15 protein-coding genes and 1 pseudogene are annotated in these 16889 nt (G+C 71.4%); 7 read left to right on the forward strand and 9 right to left on the reverse strand.

Translation table 11 applies throughout. The features are described 5' to 3' along the window. Window positions 1–294: 294 nt before the first annotated feature. Window positions 295–1185 carry a D-alanyl-D-alanine carboxypeptidase family protein gene (locus K7862_RS06185; protein WP_308011871.1) on the forward strand — a complete coding sequence of 297 codons (891 nt, stop codon included), beginning with the start codon at window positions 295–297 and terminating at the stop codon, window positions 1183–1185. A gap of 135 nt (window positions 1186–1320) precedes the next feature. Here K7862_RS06185 and K7862_RS06190 read toward each other — a convergent pair whose 3' ends face one another. Further along, on the reverse strand, window positions 1321–2229 hold the full coding sequence (locus tag K7862_RS06190) for an MmyB family transcriptional regulator (protein ID WP_222961395.1): 909 nt from the start codon (window positions 2227–2229) through the stop codon (window positions 1321–1323). 185 nt (window positions 2230–2414) lie between these two features. Here K7862_RS06190 and K7862_RS06195 point away from each other — a divergent pair, with 185 nt between their 5' ends. Then, window positions 2415–3458, forward strand: coding sequence for an NAD(P)-dependent alcohol dehydrogenase (locus K7862_RS06195; RefSeq protein WP_222961396.1), 1044 nt, complete (start codon window positions 2415–2417; stop codon window positions 3456–3458). 110 nt (window positions 3459–3568) lie between these two features. Here K7862_RS06195 and K7862_RS06200 read toward each other — a convergent pair whose 3' ends face one another. Then, window positions 3569–4705 (reverse strand): Fic family protein, encoded by a 1137-nt coding sequence (locus tag K7862_RS06200; RefSeq protein WP_222961397.1) that lies wholly within the window; start codon window positions 4703–4705, stop codon window positions 3569–3571. Window positions 4706–5006: 301 nt separating this feature from the next. Next, window positions 5007–5474 (reverse strand): cupin domain-containing protein, encoded by a 468-nt coding sequence (locus tag K7862_RS06205; RefSeq protein WP_222961398.1) that lies wholly within the window; start codon window positions 5472–5474, stop codon window positions 5007–5009. Between the two features lie 315 nt (window positions 5475–5789). On the opposite strand from K7862_RS06205, the gene K7862_RS37315 reads away from it, so the two are divergent. Then, window positions 5790–6461: a DUF3761 domain-containing protein gene (locus K7862_RS37315; RefSeq protein ID WP_262412751.1), complete on the forward strand. Its 672-nt coding sequence runs from the start codon at window positions 5790–5792 to the stop codon at window positions 6459–6461. Here K7862_RS37315 and K7862_RS06215 read toward each other — a convergent pair. Genes K7862_RS06215 through K7862_RS06225 form a run of 3 tightly spaced genes read right to left on the reverse strand, consistent with a single transcriptional unit; the run spans window position 6458 to window position 8080 of the window. Further along, complete coding sequence (locus tag K7862_RS06215; RefSeq protein ID WP_308011872.1) at window positions 6458–6829, reverse strand: hypothetical protein; 372 nt, start codon at window positions 6827–6829, stop codon at window positions 6458–6460. The genes K7862_RS37315 and K7862_RS06215 overlap by 4 nt on opposite strands. 40 nt (window positions 6830–6869) lie before the next feature. Then, entirely contained in the window at window positions 6870–7520 is a 651-nt protein-coding gene (locus K7862_RS06220) for a hypothetical protein (protein WP_222961399.1), read from the reverse strand. Then, window positions 7511–8080, reverse strand: coding sequence for an RNA polymerase sigma factor (locus K7862_RS06225; protein WP_262412752.1), 570 nt, complete (start codon window positions 8078–8080; stop codon window positions 7511–7513). Before K7862_RS06225 ends, K7862_RS06220 begins: the two co-directional genes overlap by 10 nt. Window positions 8081–8347: 267 nt before the next feature. On the opposite strand from K7862_RS06225, the gene K7862_RS06230 reads away from it, so the two are divergent. The 3 genes and pseudogenes from K7862_RS06230 to K7862_RS06240 all read left to right on the forward strand — a co-directional run bounded on the left by K7862_RS06230 (window position 8348) and on the right by K7862_RS06240 (window position 9585). Beyond that, a complete protein-coding gene (locus tag K7862_RS06230) occupies window positions 8348–8839 on the forward strand; it encodes an Asp23/Gls24 family envelope stress response protein (RefSeq protein ID WP_222961400.1) in 492 nt (163 codons plus the stop codon). Window positions 8840–8896: 57 nt separating this feature from the next. Then, a pseudogene (locus tag K7862_RS06235) lies at window positions 8897–9100 on the forward strand (hypothetical protein); the annotation flags it as partial. 86 nt (window positions 9101–9186) lie between these two features. Beyond that, window positions 9187–9585 carry an Asp23/Gls24 family envelope stress response protein gene (locus K7862_RS06240; RefSeq protein WP_308011873.1) on the forward strand — a complete coding sequence of 133 codons (399 nt, stop codon included), beginning with the start codon at window positions 9187–9189 and terminating at the stop codon, window positions 9583–9585. Between the two features lie 128 nt (window positions 9586–9713). Here K7862_RS06240 and K7862_RS06245 read toward each other — a convergent pair whose 3' ends face one another. The 3 genes from K7862_RS06245 to K7862_RS06255 all read right to left on the reverse strand — a co-directional run bounded on the left by K7862_RS06245 (window position 9714) and on the right by K7862_RS06255 (window position 12300). After that, entirely contained in the window at window positions 9714–10166 is a 453-nt protein-coding gene (locus K7862_RS06245; RefSeq protein ID WP_222961401.1) for a DUF6069 family protein, read from the reverse strand. Window positions 10167–10304: 138 nt separating this feature from the next. Beyond that, the gene (locus tag K7862_RS06250) at window positions 10305–11003 is read right to left on the reverse strand and encodes a peptide deformylase (RefSeq protein WP_222961402.1); all 699 of its coding nucleotides are present in this window, start codon (window positions 11001–11003) and stop codon (window positions 10305–10307) included. Between the two features lie 16 nt (window positions 11004–11019). After that, on the reverse strand, window positions 11020–12300 hold the full coding sequence (locus K7862_RS06255) for an MFS transporter (RefSeq protein WP_222961403.1): 1281 nt from the start codon (window positions 12298–12300) through the stop codon (window positions 11020–11022). A gap of 329 nt (window positions 12301–12629) precedes the next feature. Between K7862_RS06255 and K7862_RS06260 the strand changes: the two genes are divergently transcribed. Beyond that, on the forward strand, window positions 12630–16784 hold the full coding sequence (locus tag K7862_RS06260; protein WP_222961404.1) for a S8 family serine peptidase: 4155 nt from the start codon (window positions 12630–12632) through the stop codon (window positions 16782–16784). Window positions 16785–16889 lie beyond the last annotated feature (105 nt).

Raw genomic sequence — 16889 nt, forward strand, 5'->3', positions numbered from 1 at the left:
CGCGGTCCAGCCGCACGGTGCTCCTGCTCCCCCCTTCGGCCCGCGCACCTTCGACGAGTTCCAGCGCCGCGCTCCGGTTTCCTGAATCTCCGCACCCTGTCGTGGTCCGCCTTGGCCTCGCGCCCCGCGGTGCGGGAGTCCGTCGACTCCGACCACGACTACCGCTGTCCATCGCGGCCACGGCTCCCCTAACCTGCCGGGACGGCGGCATCCGTCCGGCTGCGCCGTGCGTCTCACGTTCGGGCCGCACACTCCCATGTGGCCCTGGTGTCAGGACAATTGGAGCCACTCATTGTGATAACCAGCAGTAAGGCCCTGCGCCGCACGACCGTTGTGGCGGTCGCCGCCGGGGCGGTCGCGGCCACCGGGGCGCTCGCCGTCCCGGCCCAGGCGGCCACACCCGCACCGCCCTCGATCGTGGCCAAGGGCGGCTTCGTGATGAACAACGCGTCGGGCGCGGCCTACTACGCCAAGGCCGCGGACACCCGCCGGTCCACCGGCTCCACCACCAAGATGATGACCTTCGAGGTGGTGCTGCGGCAGAAGCACCTCAACCTGGACTCCCGGGTCACCGTCCAGAAGGCGTACAGCGACTACATCGTCAGCAAGAACGCCTCGTCCGCCCACCTGATCGTCGGCGACAAGCCGACGGTCCGGCAGCTTCTCTACGGGATGATGCTGCCCTCAGGCTGCGACGCGGCCTACGCGCTCGCCGACAAGTACGGCGTCGGCACCACCCGCGCGGTCCGGGTCAAGCAGTTCATCGGGCAGATGAACTCCACGGCGAAGTCGCTGGGCCTGCGCAACACCCACTTCGACTCCTTCGACGGGATCGGCAACGGCTCGAACTACTCCACGCCGCGCGACCTGACGAAGCTGGCGAGCAACGCCATGAAGTTCTCCACGTTCCGCTCCGTGGTGAAGACCCGCACCCTGAAGACCAAGGTGACCACCAGGACCAACGGGTACCGGTACTACAGCTGGACCAACACCAACACGCTGCTCGGCACCTACAGCGGCACGATCGGTGTGAAGACCGGCTCAGGACCGCAGGCCGGGTACTGCCTGGTCTTCGCCGCCACCCGCGGCAGCCGCACGGTCATCGGCACCGTCCTGGCCTCGTCCTCCGTCACCCAGCGGGCGGCGGACGCCAGGAAGCTGATGGACTACGCCTTCAAACGCTGACGACGCGCCCGCGAACCACCGAAGGCCCCACGCACCATGCCACAAGCGCGGGGCCTTCGCCGCAGGGCGGGGCTTGAAGATCTCGACCCGCTGAGAGCGCCTGGCTTCGGCTTCTGCCTCCGGATGCCCGGCGGCTCACGCCGACGGTGTCCGGAGCGTGGCGTCGGTGCCCCAACTGACCAGCAGGCGCAGGGACTCGGCGGAGGGCGAGCCTGGTTCGGCGTGGAAGGTCACCAGGGACAGGTCGGGGTCGTCCGGGAGGCGGAATCCCTCGAAGTACAGCTGGATGTCGCCGACCAGCGGGTGGTGCAGACGCTTGACGCCGTGGTTCTTCTCCTTGACGTCGTGCAGCGCCCACATACGGCGGAATTCGTCGCTCTTGACGGAGAGTTCACCGACCAGGGCGGAGAGTTTGGGGTCGTCGGGGTAGCAGCCGGCGTCGGTGCGCAGGGCGCGCACGACGTCGATCGCCTTCTGCTCCCAGTCGGCGAACAGATCACGGTAGTCGGGGCGGAGGAACACCAGCCGGGCCCAGTTGCGCTCGGCGGCCGGCAGCTCGGACCAGTCGCCGAAGAGCGCGGCGGCCGCGCGGTTCCAGGCGAGGATGTCGGAGCGTCGCCCCACGACATAGGCCGGGACGCCTTCCATCGAGTCCAGGAGCTGCCGCAGCGCCTGCCGGGTCTGGGGCTGGCGTGCCGCCGGCTTCTTCTTGTGCTCCTTCGGCTTCACCAGGTGGGTGAGGTGGGCGTACTCGGCGTCGGTCAGACGCAGGGCACGGGCGATGGAGCCCAGGACCTCCGTGGAGACGTTGCGGCCGTTGCCCTGTTCCAGGCGCGTGTAGTACGCGACGGAGACCCCGGCGAGCTGGGCGAGCTCTTCGCGGCGCAGCCCGGGCACCCGGCGGTGGCGTCCGGCGCCGGAGAGTCCGACGTCCTCCGGCTGCAGCCGGGCCCGCCTGTTGCGCAGGAACTCGCTCAGCTCGGCCCGGCGGTCCAGGGGCCGGCCTGCGGTTGCTCCGGGCTGATCTTCACTGCCACCTTCCATACCACCAGTATCGTTGCCGTTCGCTGGTCGTACGCAGGACAGCCTGACCCTGCCAGTAGTACGCACGGCAGTCGTACGAAAACCGGGGGGAAGGTTCTTCCCCTCGATCCGGGTCAGACTCGGAGCGTGCAGATCGTGCCCGGCAGCAAGGCATCGGGCACGCGAACCGCGAGGAGAACCACGGCATGACCACTGTCGCCGCATACGCCGCGCCCGCCCCCAAGGCCCCCCTGGAGCGGACCACGATCGAGAGGCGTGCGGTCCGCGAGAACGACGTCCTGATCGACATCAAGTTCGCCGGCATCTGCCACTCCGACATCCACCAGGTCCAGGACGGCTGGCGCCCCGGTACGTTCCCGATGGTGCCCGGACACGAGATCGCCGGCGTCGTCTCCGAGGTCGGTCCCGGTGTGACGAAGTTCGCTGTCGGCGACCGTGTCGGCGTCGGCTGCATGGTCGGCTCCTGCCAGGAGTGCGACTACTGCAAGGCCGGTCTGGAGCAGTACTGCGCCAACGGCGGCCCGATCTGGACGTACAACGGCACCGACAAGGACGGCACGCCCACGCACGGCGGCTACTCCGAGAAGATCGTCGTCGACGAGAACTTCGTCGTCCGGATCCCGGACGCGCTGTCCCTGGACGTGGCGGCTCCGCTGCTGTGCGCCGGAATCACCACGTACTCGCCGCTGAAGCACTGGAACGCCGGCCCCGGCAGGAAGGTCGCGGTCGTCGGCCTGGGCGGCCTCGGCCACATGGGCGTGAAGATCGCTCACGCGCTCGGCGCCGAGGTCACCGTGCTGTCGCAGTCGCTGCGCAAGAAGGACGACGGTCTGCGCCTGGGCGCCCACCACTACTACGCCACGAGCGACCCCGAGACCTTCGAGAAGCTGGCCGGCACCTTCGACATCGTCCTGAACACCGTCTCGGCGGGACTGGACTACGCCCGCTTCCTTTCGCTGCTGCGCACGGACGGCGCGATGGTCAACGTCGGCCTCCCGGAGGAGACCGTGGAGCTCGACCTCAAGTCCCTGTTCGGCCGGCGCCGTGTGATGACCAGCTCCAACATCGGCGGCATCCCCGAGACCCAGGAGATGCTCGACTTCTGCGCCGAGCACGGTCTCGGCGCCGAGATCGAGCTGATCTCCGCCGACCAGATCAACGACGCCTACAAGCGTGTCCAGGCGAGCGACGTGCGCTACCGCTTCGTGATCGACACGGCAACCATCTGATCTTCCCCCGCGCCGGCCGGGCCCTGTCTTCCGGCCGGCACGCCGGGGTCGGTCCGAGGCGTGCGCGCCCGGTGGCACACCTTCTGAGGTACACCATGGGTCCACCCCACCTAGGAGGACGCGTAGGGGTTGATCAGAGGGCTGACGTCAGCAGCCACCTGGGACCGTACCGGGCGCATCTTGGGCCCGGCCACGTAGTACGTGCCTCGGGCTTTGCCTCGCGGTTCGAGCCACCCAGCGTGGCACAGCATCCGGATGTCACGGCTGGCCGGCTGTTCGGACAGTTCAGCGTCCTCCTGGTACAGCGAACGCCGCACCCGCTGGTTGAAGAAGGCGGGCTGCAGGGCGAACAGCACCCGCTCGTCATGGCCCTCTTCTGCGATCGCCCGACCGAGGGCGACCCATGCCTTGGACTGGGTGTCCACCAGTCGCTGGGCGTACTGAGCCTGCTCATGATGGGCGCGCAGGCAGAACCGGATCCATGGGTGGGTGTCGCGTTCGGGTGACCACTGCGGCCCGCCTACTTCCTTCAGGACGTCGTAGTAGGCGTAGGTGTGGTCGGGATAGCCCAACCACTCCTCGATGGAGGAGAATTCCGGCGGCATCAACGCCTCACGGGAGAAGACCAGGGTGGAAAGCGCCCGTGACATCCGTCCGTTGCCGTCGTGCCAGGGATGAATCTTGACCAGGTTCAGGTGCGCCATCGAGGCGCGCACATGAACCGGCGCGTCGAGGTCTCCCTGGTTCAGCCAGTCCACCAGTTCGGCCATCAGGCTCGGTACCTCCCGGTCGCCCGGGGCCGTGTAGTCCCGCACGTCCGGCCTGCCCGGGGCGTTGACCCACACCTCACGGTTACGCCATCGTCCGGGACGCTTGTCGAGATGCCTGCTCTGGATCATGAAATGTATGCCGTTGAGGAGGCCCTCGTCGTAGGTGAAGTGCGGCGCGTCGGACAGCGACTGGATGTAGGTCATGGCCTGCTGGTATCCGGCGATCTCCCCGGTGACTTCCTCGCCGGCTTGCAGCGGCTGCTCGCCCGTCATGATCGCTTCCACGTCGTCGACGCTCGCGGTGTACCCCTCGATGGTGTTGGACCCCGCTACGGCGCGGGCGGCCATGTGCCGCCGCAGGGGGCGGTCCCATTGCAGCTGGGCAGCCAGGTAGATCCGCAGCTGCTGACGCATGCGCTCGATCTCCTGCAGGACTTTCTCATCCTGGCCGTCCAGGTCAGGCACGCTGTACAACATGCCGCAATTAAACCATCATCCCTTGATGGCTTAACGCTTGAGTGCAGTTCGTGACCATGTCCGGCCAGGCAACCGTCCCCGGGGCGTCGCCGGCGATCACACCGAAGGCGGTCATCGGGCCACCTCGGCCCTCCTCGCCCAGGAGCCGCCTCGTCGCGTCCAGAGACAAGATGGCCATCCGCACGCGAACCGTGCCGCCGAGCGTGCCGGGCTGAGCATTACCAAGGACGTCTCCGTCGTTGGCTACGCCGACCCAGCGGGGCTCGATCTGATCTGTCCCCTCATCAGTAATAGGGCCCCATCAGGGGGCCGACCGCCAGTCCGGGAGGTCGATGAGGTGCACGTCATAGCGGTCCTGCACGGGAACGAGGGACGCGAAATCCAGCTCGCCACGGCTGATGGCGGCCAACTGCTCGAAGTAGGCGAACCGTTCGATCCCAGGGCTGAGGAAGACCACGACGTCCGCCGTCTCGCCCTCCGCCGCCCCGAAGGCGTGCGGCAGACCTGGCGGAATGATGACGAGACCGCCCTTCCCCACGGTGGTCACGGCGTCTCCTAGGCGGAAGACCATCGTCCCGTCCAGCAGGTAGAACGTCTCGTGGGACAGCTTGTGACGGTGCGGAGGCGCCCCGTCCGCGCCGGATGCGAGGGTCAGCCGGCTGGCGCTCACGGCGCCGCCGTCGGCGAGCAATTCGAACGTGCCGTCCGTGAGCGACGCGGTGCCGGCGTCACCCGGCTGCACGACAAGTGCGGTGGTCGTGTCTTCCATGGCGCTCTTCCCTTTCAGGGCGATCTCCGCCGGGCCACGCCGAGGGCCGTCACCTGGCGCGCATTGAAAGAAGGACCCTTCGGCGGCGGCACTCGGGTGGATGCGCGGGCGCCCTCATTTTAGTTTCAGACCTGGACATCTTCGAGCGGAAAGACGCCCCCAGCGGCGCCGCCACGCCTGCCCTCGTTCCGGCGTCTGAGCCTCGCCCGGTATCAGCGGCTGTGCGGTGTTCGGTAACGAATCGGTGACTTCGGGCATTCGATTCCGAGGCCGCTGCCACGATCACCCACACACACGACCGAGGGGGGAACACTCATGCACGCCCGCAAGGCTGTTGCGATCATCGCCTTACTCACCGCCACCTGCGCAGGGGTCGCCGCCTGCAACCCGGACGCCACCACCGACAGCAGCCGGACGGCGGCTCCCACCGCGACCGCGGCCACAGCCGACACGGCCAAGGCGGTGCCGAACTTCGTCGGCATGGGCCTGCAGGACGCACAGGACGCCGCCCAGGCCAAGGGCTTCCACGACCTGACCTCACACGACGCCACCGGGCAGGGCCGGCATCAGATCCTCGACCGGAACTGGACCGTGTGCGACCAGACGCCCGCCGCAGGCTCCCCCGCCGCCGGCAGCGTCACGATCGACATGGGCGCGGTCAAGACCGACGAGACATGCCCCTCCGCCTCGCCTTCCGCATCACCCACCGCGTCACCCAGCCCGACCCCGTCACCCACCCCGGCCCCCACATCCCCGCACCCCAAGCCCAGCCCCAGGCCGACGCACCACGCGAGCACCAGCAGCGGCGGCAGCGGAGGAACGTCGTCCAGCAGCGGCGGGAGCGGCGGCGGAAGCACGCACACAGATCCGCCGGTCGACGACCACGGCGGAGCAACCGCGCTGTGCAACGACGGGACGCTGTCCTTCTCCGCCCACCATCGCGGCACCTGCTCCCACCATGGCGGGGTCGCCGTGTTCTACCACTAGGGGGCCGGGGCATCCGCGTCCGGCGGTGGTGGCCCGATGATGCGGGTGACCGTGACCACCACCTCGACGGGCTCTGGTGACCCGTCCCCGCTCACGTGGGAGACCACCGCTGCCCGCACCTGATCGCGCACGTCGCGGGCGACGTCCAGGGCCCGGCGGTCCCGGTCGAGCACGCATCGGACGTCGAGACGCCAACCGGCGGAGCCGGGGACACGGTCGGCGCGGACACCTCCCTGAGACGACGGGGACGACGGGGACGGCGCGCCGACGGCGCGCCTGACCCAGGTGGCGGCTCCGGCCAGGCGCTGGCCGAGGCCGGGCTGCAGTTCCGCGACGCCGGGCACGGCCAACGCCGCCCGTGCGGCCACGTGTTGGACGCTCGACGTGTCGCTGTGGTTCATCATCGGCTCACGCGGTGCGTCGGCGGGCAGCGGCCGGGAACGCGACCGGTTCGAGGATCGACACGAACGTCACGTCGATCCGCCCGACGGCCAGGCCGAGTTGCTGTCGGGCGGCGTCGGCGACGGCTCGGCGTACCTCGGTTCCGCGCTCGGGCAGGGGCAGTTCGAGGGTGGCTGCCAGTGTCATGGCGACATCCACGACGAGGCCGTCGCTGTGGAGCGTGAGGCGGCAACTGGCCGCCCGGACGCCGTGGATACGGTCGGCGGCACCGCGCAGCACCTTGGCCGCCTGGACCTCGGCGATGCGCAGGTCCCGCCCGGGGTCGTCCAGCGGAACCATCCGGCCGAGCCGTGCCTCGGCGCGTACGGCGGTGATGACCCGCTGCGCGACCACGCGGGCACTGGGACGCTGCGTGCGCAGGGTGCGAGTCGCCCGGTCGAGGGCTGCCAGCCCCTCGACCGCCTGCCGGCAGTACGCGCAGCGTGCGGTGTGCGGATCGGGGTCGTCCGGATGCGCGCGGGCCTGTTTCCAGGCGTCGCCGACCAGCCGGCCGCAGGGCAGCCGCTCGTCACCGATCAGGCGCGCCGGGTCGTACCCCCGCGCCCGGCCGTCGGATCCGGGCCGCGCGGACAGGGCGCGGGCGTCGTCTACCGCCATCCGGCCATCTCCTGGGTCAAGGTCCGCCTGGCCCTGAACAGGCGGCCGCGGACCGTCGGCTCGCTCATGCCCACCACCTGCGCGATCTCCGCGTAGGACAACCCGTGCAGCTCCCGCAGGATCCAGCAGGCCCGCTGGTCGGGCCGCAGCCGGCCGAGCGCCGCGGCCAGCGCGTGCGTGGCCGCGTCGCTCTCCGCCGCGCGCTCCGGCTCTCCGCTCGCGTCGCGAGCCGCTGCCTCGGGCACACTGTCCAGCGGCACGGAGGGCGGGCGAACGCGCAGGACGGTGAGGCAGCGGTTGGTGACGACGCGGTACATCCACGTGCCGAACGCCGCGTCCCCGCGAAACCCCGGCAGGCTCCGCCATGCCCGGAGGAAGGCGTCCTGCACGGCTTCCTCCGCGTCCGGGAGATTGCCCAGCATGTGGTAGGCCAGCGCCAGCAGCGGCGCGCTGTGACGGTGGACCAGTGCGGCGAAGGCGTCGTCGTCGCCCTCGGCGGCCCGGGCCGCCAGCACCGAGTCGTCCGGCTCAGCGGCTTCTTCCCCGTTCGGCAGCCGCAAGGACGCACCTTCCGTCCCGTCCGGGTCACGACCCGCGGTCCCGGGCGGGGAGGGCGCTCCGTCTGCTGGCGCATTCACAGATCACTTCCTACGGGTTCCGGCATCCGGCGGCCCGCGAAAGGTGCTCCGCGGGGCCACCGACCGTCGCGAGGCGAGCCCGGCTGAACTGCGTCACATAAAAGTGTGACGTTTTCCACCCATTTGTGTCCAACCTAGTGACGGGCGATCCACCAGGTGCCCACAGCCTCCAGCAGAGGAGCGGACGTCATGACCGACACGGCAACCCGGGCCGACCACGACACGCGCCGGACCGGCGACTCGGCGCGGCACAAGGACGGGCTCCGCCCGCCGGAGGACCGCGGTACGACCACGATCGCGGACAGCGTCGTGGAGAAGATGGCGGGCATCGCCACCCGCGAGGTCCCCGGCGTCCACAACCTCGGCGCGGGCATGGCACGGACCATCGGCGGTGTGCGCGAGCGGATGCCGGGCACGCAGCCCAGCATCACCCGCGGCGTGCACGTCGAGGTGGGCACAGAGCAGGCAGCCGTCGACCTCGACGTGGTCATCGACTACGGCTACTCCATCGCCGATGTCGTCTCCGACGTCCGCGTCAACGTCATCTCCGCGCTGGAACGCATGACCGGCCTGGAGGTCGTCGAGGTCAACGTCGCCGTCGACGACATCGAGATCGACGATGACAGCGGCGGTGACGGGGGCCGCGACGACCGGGAGAGCGGCCGGCGACGCGTGGCCTGACAGGTCGTGCGGCCGGTGCAGGGAGAGAACCGAGGAGAACCAGAACCGAGGAGAACCATGACGTCCACATCGACAGGGCTGCTGACCGGTCTTGCGCTGGGATTCGCGGGATACTTCGGCGGTTTCGGCGCGTTCGTCGTGGTCGCCGTGGTGGGTCTGGCGGGCCTGGCCATCGGTTACCTGCTGCACCACGGCGACAGTGCCCCGGACTACCTCCGCAGCCGCGGGCAGGACCTGCGCCGCGGTATGGACCGCCGGCGTGGCCCGTCCCGGCGACGCGACAGTGACGACGACCCCGGAACCCGCTCACCGGCCGGTTCCCGCGACGGCCACAAGGTGCGCGTGCGGTGAACGCCCGACCGCCTGACCTGCGACTCGTCGAAGGCGGTGCCGAGCGACTGCCCCCGGCCGCCGTACGGGGCGCGACCGTGGTCCCCGACCGTGTTCTGGCCCGGCTCACCGACCAGGCGGCTCGTGAGGCCGTCACACGCCACGAGGGCGCGCCGCCCGCCCGGGCCGGTCTTCGTCCGCCTCAATCGTCCGTCAGCGTGCGGGGCGGTGCGGCATGCATCGCGGTCTCCGTGGACCTGACCTGCCCCGTTGACACCGCGGGAGTCTGTGCTGCGCTGGCCGCCGCCATCGCCGAACGTGTCCACGACCTGACCGGCCTGCCTGTCGCCGACACCACGGTGTCCGTCCGTCGGCTCGTCCTCAAGGAGAGCCTGCGACAGCGTCGCGTCCGCTGACACCGCGGCATGACAAGAGGCATGACCCTGTGGTGCCCGTTCAGGACGGCACCCCGCCCGGCCGCCTGCGGGGTGCCGTCCGCGGTGGGCCGGCCCGCACACGCGGGCGCACGCGGGCGCCGGCCCGCTCACCGTGCCCGCAGGCGTCGCGCGACCACGGGGACGATGATCGCGCCGGCGATCAGGTGCGCGGCGGCGAGAACGAGCTGGGTCGACGTCGCGGTGTCCGCCGCCGTGAGCGGCGCGGCGAGGGACAGGGCGAGCAGCGGCAGCGCCGTGCGCAGGTACAGCCGCGCCGGGTTCTTCGCGAACCGGGCGATCAGCACGACGGCGAAGGTGAACCAGAACGTGACGACCATCGTCCCCATCGCGAACATGCCGACGGTGATCGTCGACGCGTGCTGCGAGCCCAGGCCGGCGGCCCGCATCGGCACACCGGCGGCCCGGGCGGCCAGGCCCCAGAGTTCGACGACGACGCAGGCCGCGAGCGCCGCCAGGTAGCACACCTGCCAGACCGGGCGGCGCGCCAGGAAGGAGGCGGGCGGCGTCGGGGATGTACGCGGTGCAGAGGTGACGGACATGGTGTTCCTCCCGGAGACTCGGATCCTGCGCCTGCACAGAGGCGTCGAACGAGCCGGATGGAATTCGACACCGCCCGCCGGTGAATCCGGGAGAACGTTCCTGACGAGTCGCAGGGCCCGAGTCCTTCGGGCCGGTGCTCAGAGCCCGTTCGGCGCGGGATCGGACTGGGTGTCCGGCAGGGGGAACCCGAGCTCCCGGGCCGCGGTGGCAGGGCTGGGCTGCCGCCAGTACTGCGCCACGGCCTCGTGGGTCGACAGCGACCGGGTCTCGGCATGGTCGAGGTAGAGCGTGCCGTCGAGGTGGTCCGTCTCGTGCTGGACGATCCGGGCCGGCCAGCCGGAGAACTCCTCGTCGCTTGCGTTGCCGTACTGGTCCTCGCAGCGCAGCCGGACCCGTTCGGGCCGTGCGACCACGGCCTGCCAGCCGGGAACGCTCAGACACCCCTCGAAGAACGCGACCCTGCGCTCGCCCACCGGCTCGTAGACCGGATTGACCAGCACCCGGAAGGGCAGCGGCATCCGGCCCCGCACCTCCCGTACGTCCGCGGGCACCTCCGGCCGGGTCCCGCGCAGCTCGGGAGGCAGTTCGACCGGGTCCTCGATCACGGCGATCCGCAGGGGCAGCCCGATCTGCGGCGCCGCCAAGCCCACCCCGGGGGCGGCGCGCATGCACTCCTTCATCGCGTCGACGAGGCGGGCCAGCCGCTCCTCGCCCAACTGCCCCTCGTACGGCAGGGTGGGCTGCCGCAGCACCGGCACCCCCGCCCGGACGATGGGCAGCGGGCGCTCGCCGGTAAGAAGCTCGTCGACAAGGTCGGCCATCGCGTCGATTCCCATTGATCCAGTATTCCCTTCACTCCACCAGGGCGGTCTCGCCCGGTCGGCGCCGCGCTGAGGCTTCCCCGCCCGGCTGCGAGGGGCGGGTGCGCTCGGCCCACGCGGCGAGGGGAGGGCCGGCTACGCCGAGGGCCGCGAAGAACGCGCCGAGCAGCAGCCACCCCGCGTGCCCGAGCCCCAGGACCGCTCCGGTCAGGACCACGGGCGCGAGGGCCTGGACGGCGTCGAAGCCGATGCCGAGGAGGCCCTGGTACTGCCCCTGCGCATGATCGGGTGCCAGACCGAAGCCGAGCGCGACGCCGGCCGAGGACTCCCACACCTCCCCGACGCTGTGCACGCCCACGGCCAGGAGGGCGAGCGCCGGAGCCACCCAGACGGGAACGTCGGCCGTCAGCGCCATCAGCGGGCAGCTGACCAGGAACAGGAACCCGGCGAGGCGGAACGCCCGGCCGCCCTGGCGCGGGGTCTCCACGGTGGATCCGAGTCTGCTCTGCAGCAGCACGCAGACGCCGCTGTTGGCCGCGTAGACCGCTGCCACCGTCCAGCGTGGTGCGTCGGTGTGGGCGGTCAGCCAGATCGGCAGCAGCAGGGAGACGGTCTGGTACTGCAGGCCCATGGCGCTGTGGAGCGCGACGAAGGACACGTACGGCCGGTCGCCCAGGACCGACCACCGGCGGTGCTCCTCGGGCCGGGGCAGCGGCCGGTAGTTCGGGACCCCCGCGAACACGATCAGCCCGGCGCAGGCGAAGCTGGCGGCGTTCGCGAGGATCAGCCCGGTGTAGGCGGGGCGGGTGCCGATCTCGATGGCGAAGGCCGCCCCCAGGGTGCCCACGACGACACCGAGGTTGACGAACGTGCGGAGTCTGGCCCGGAAGGCTGCCGGGCGTTCCCCGCCGGCCCGGGCGACGAGCGCACCGCCCGCGGCGCCGCTGGCCGTGGCCGCCAGCCGGTCGAGGGTGGCGACGAGCACGAACGCGAGCCAGCTGTGAATGGTGACGAAGGCCGCCATAGTCGCGGCCTGCAGCGCGAGGGTGACCAGCCAGATCGTGCGCGGCCCGTACCGGTCGGCCAGATTCCCCGCCGGAACACCGGCCGCCAGCCCGCCGAGCCCGGCGATCGTCAGCCCCGCTCCCACCTGGGCCGCGGGGAGGTGCACCACCAACGTGAAGTAGAGGACGGCAGCGGTGTTGAAGAGACCGTTGCCGACCCTGCTGACGAAGCAGGCGATGATCAGGGCTCGCTGCGCACCGGACTCCGGCCCATCGGGTATCCGTTGCGTGGACGCCCTCCTGATCATGCAGGTCAGGTTAACAGCGGGCCGTGGGGGTCAGGAGTGTGCGGGCGGCGTCGCGAGGTAGGGGGCGTTCTCCGCGAGCTTCGGGTCCAGCCCGTACGCGTTCTGGCCTCTGTCGCCTTCCGAGCACAGGCCCCGTGGCCCACCTGGCGGCATCGTGCCGCATGGCGCAATGCGGCCACCTTCTGGATCTTGCGGCAGCAGTCGCCCTGTCGGCACGGTGCCATCTGCACCGTCCGCCGGTCCACCGACCGATCAGGGCGGAGCGCCACCACCACCAGGGAGGTCGCTCCATGACGCGTGCCCACAAACCGGGCAGACGTTCTCGCACGATGTCTTTCGCCGTTCTCGCCGTCACCGCCGCCATGCTCCATCCGTCAACCGCGGCCGCCCGCCCCGCCCCTGGCACACCGCCCGCGCAGCAGTCCGGCCGGAACGCCGCATCGTCCACCCAGCCGCAGGTCAGGACACCGCTCGGACCGGGGACGGCGGCCCAGCCGGCCGCGCAGCGGCACGGCGTGGTGCCCGGCCAGGTCGTCGTCACCTTCGGTGCCGGCACATCGGTCACCGGGCGAGGCTCGTCGACCGGCCGCACCTCCGCGCGAACGCCCGCGACGGACAACGCGGCGGTGAACCAGGCCCTCGGCAAGGTCGGTGCACTCTCCCTGCGTCCCGTCCTGGGCGCCACGGGCCAGGCCGCCTCGGCGGCGCGCGGGACCGCCGCCCCCGCCGCGGACTCCGCGCTCCCCCGCACCTATGTGGTGCAGACCTCGGACCGCGACTCGGCGGCCGTCGCGAAGCGGCTGCGCACCACACCGGGCATCGCCGCCGCCGAGCCCGACCGCTACGTCAACACCCTTGCCGTGCCCGGTCAGCAGCTCCCCGCCGCCGCGCTGAAGGCGGCGAGTGCCGCCGCCAGGGCCCAGGCGGCGCAGCGGACGAACATCACGCCGGGCGGCGCCTCCGGCTCCGCGATTCCCGCCAACTACGCCCTCGCCGACTCGGCGCAGGCCCTGCTCAACGCGGGTGGAGTCGACGCGGCCGGCTCGTTCGCCCTGCTCAAGGGCGCCTACGGCCAGGACCCGGGCGCCGGCGAGATCATCACCAACGTCTCCCTCGGGGACCTGGTGGACGCGTCGATGGTCGGTGACGGCAACCCGGAGGCGGTCGACAGCGGTGCCACCACGATCCTCCAGGACGGCCAGCGCTACCTCGATCTGCCGTCGATGCCGCTCATCCCGACCTATGTCTCCGACGGTCAGGGCGGTCTGAGCGGTACCGCTTCCGTCCAGGGTCAGGACCCGGCCCTGGACGAGGTCCTGCTCGACTTCAGCGTGATGAGTCCGCTGCCGCACGACGAGCAGCGTCCCGACCGGGTGGGGGCCGGCTACACCGACCTGCTCGGCATCGCCCCCGGCGCCAAGTACCGGCTCGTGGTGCCGCAGACCCCGACGATCGACCAGATCGCCGCGGCGCTGATGGCAGCCGCCGACCAGACCCCGCACCCGAACGTGATCACCGCGAGCCTCGGGATGGGCGACGACGCGTTCGGCTTCGCCTCCCGTTACCTGGAGGACGACCCGGTGATCCGCGCCGCGGTGCGGCAGATCGTCCGGCGCGGCATCGTCGTCGTCATCTCCTCCAACGACGGCACCCGCCTCTTCACCCACGCCGCCGTCGGGCCGGACGGCGGCAGCACCGCGACCGAACTGGCGCCCGGCGAGTCCGCGGCCACCGACCCCGACGACGTCGCCTTCTCGGGTGCCGACTCCCGTGATCCCGACACCGGTGCCATCGCCGCGGGCGGCACCACCCTCGACGACACCCTCTCCGCGCCGGACGGCGACCCCACCGTCGCGGAGACCCGGGTCAGCGGCTTCGGCACGTTCTCGTCCGGCTTCGGCAGCCGCGTCGACCTGTCCGCGCCCAGCGACAACATCCCCGCGTTCGTCCACCCGACCAGGACCGCCTTCGCGCCCGCGGGCGGCCCCTCGGACGTGAACGTCGCCCTCAACGGCGGCACTTCGGCGTCCGCGCCGGAGATCGCCGCGGCCGCGGCCGTCGTCCTTCAGGGAGCACGGCTCGCCGGCCACTCCATGACACCCGCCGATGTGCGCTCCCTGCTGGAACGCACCGGCCGCCAGGTGGCCACGCCCGCGCAGATCGACCGCACGCTCCACGTCGGACCGCAGATCGACGTCACCGCCGCCACCCAGGCGGCACTCGGCGGCAGGTCCGCGGCCGAGCCCGCGCTGGTCAGGCTCTCGGTGGCGCACCACGTGATGATCGGCGGCCTCGGCGGGACGTTCACCGAGACCACCGACCCGAACCGTATCGACCTCGGCGATGTCGCCTCGGGCGGCACCGGGGAGGGACTGGCCGGGCCGGTCACCGTCGCCGGAGACGTCGTCGGCGTGCCCGCCGGCGCGCACCCGCAGTACCGGCTCACCGAAGGCACGACCGTCTGGCGCTCGGACTCCCCCGGAATCCGGGTCACCCCGCGGCAGTTGCTGTCCGCGGCACACCTGCCGATCGTCTCGGCGAGCGACCGCGACGTCCGCCTCCGCTACGACGTCCTGGTGGGCGGGCGCGTCGTCGCCACCGCCTCCCGGACGCTCACCATCGGTCCCAGCGACGGCACGTATGACGTGGCGCCCGCGCCGACGGGCCCCGCGGTCGCGGCACTCGGGCATCCGGTCACCGTGCACTACGACCTGACAGGTGTCCGGGGCCTGTCCCGCCCGGCCATCGCCGTCTCCGGCGTCGGGCACTGGAACCCGCTGCTCGCCCCGATGTTCGATCCCGCCTGGACCCTGCCGCTGACCGGCGGCTCCGGCACGGTCACCATCCCGGCCGACGCCTTCCACGGCGGGAGCGGCATCTACGGCATCGGCATCGTGATGGCCACCGGAAACGCTCTGACCAATGTCTACGGCGACTTCGCCCCCATCCGCCTCGGCACCGGCACTGCGGCCGCCCGGGCGGCGACGCCGCTGCTCACGGACAGCAGCGGGGTGCCCGCGCACCAGGCGGAGGTCTCCCGCGCCCACCCGGAGGTCCGGGTCGGATACGACGTGCGGGGCGTGCCCGGCGCCACCGGTGCGGAGGTGGAGTTCTCGGCACCCGGCCCGACGCAGAACGGCCCGTACGAGAAGTACAGCAGCTTCAACAACCCCAACGGGTCGCAGCCCGACGACGACGGCATCGACGCGCCGTCCACGCTGCACGTGACACTGCCGGGCACCACCGGAAACCCCCGCCTGAGCCTCGTCGACCTCGGGCTGCCCACCTCCGAGTACTACAACGTCCGCGTGCTCGCGACGGACAGCCGGCACCGGGTCGTCGGACAGGCCTCCCCCGCCGTGGAGTTGGAGGCGGACGACGGTCTCGCACCGGACGGCGACGAAATAGCCGACTTCGCCGTCGCGGGCAAGGACTCGCTGGTCTCCCTCCTCGGGGCGGACGGTTCCGTCGCGCTGCGGCCCTACGACCCGGCCACCGGCACCTACGGCCCCGCGCTCGCAACCGACGGTCCCGGTGCGAGCTACGCGGTTCTCGGCGCGTCGTCCGACAGCCACCGTGCCCTGGTCGCCCACCGCGGCAGTCCGGACGGGGACGTGGACCTCCAGGTCTGGGACACCGCCGGCCGGAGCGTGGTGGCACGGCAGACCCTGCCCGCAGGCGACCTCCGGTTCATGAACGGCCAGGTCGACACGGCCAGGAACCGGGGCGTCGTCCTCGTCCAGCGCAAGTCCGACCAGAGCTACGCCCTGCTGTCGCTGGACCTCGCCACCGGCGCCGCGTCCGCCCAGATCCCGATCCCGGTCGCGGGCGCCGGCATCACCGACCCGGGCGCGGCCCCCGTCCAGTGGAGCGAGATGGCCATCGACCCCACCGACGGCTCGGTCGTCGTCCTGCCCACCGGGCCGGTGAAGTGCGCGGGCCAGGTCAACGCCCCGCGCATCGACCTCGCCACCGGGGCCGTCACGCTCGCCGGCACCACCGCACGCTGCAGCCACGGGCTGGGCATCGACGACACGGGAACCCCGTACAACGCCTCCAACTCGGGTTTCAGTGTGACCCTGCCCATGCCCAGCCTCATCACCAAGCTGGACCCGGCCGACGACTCACCCGATCCCGTCACGGTCCGTCAGGACCGCGGTTTCGAGCTGAAGATCGACGGGCAGCGCGACCTCGCCCTGGAGAAGTTCAACGGCCCTGAGGGCGTCAGGTATCCGGGACTGCCCGCCGTGGTCTTCGACAACGACGCGATGGGGCAGACGCTGGTCGTCGACCTCGCGACGGGCGAGCGGGTGAAGACGGTCATCGGCACGGTCGCCTACGACGACGGCAGCCCGCTGATGGCCTTCCCCATGCCGCCCACGACGGCCTCGCTGGACAGCACGTCCATGCAGCTCGACGTATCCCAGCGGACCGCCTACTCGATCGGCTGGAACCGGCAGCAGATCCAGCAGTTCTCCTACTGACGACGGCTGAACCCGGCCGGCCCGCAGTCCGGTTGGGGAGAACACGATCGGACGGCGGGGACGGACGGCGCGCGAGGACGCGCCGTCCCTCCCCGCCGTCACCAG

The sequence above is a fragment of the Actinacidiphila acidipaludis genome, from assembly GCF_019890725.1.
Lineage (GTDB): Bacteria > Actinomycetota > Actinomycetes > Streptomycetales > Streptomycetaceae > Actinacidiphila > Actinacidiphila acidipaludis.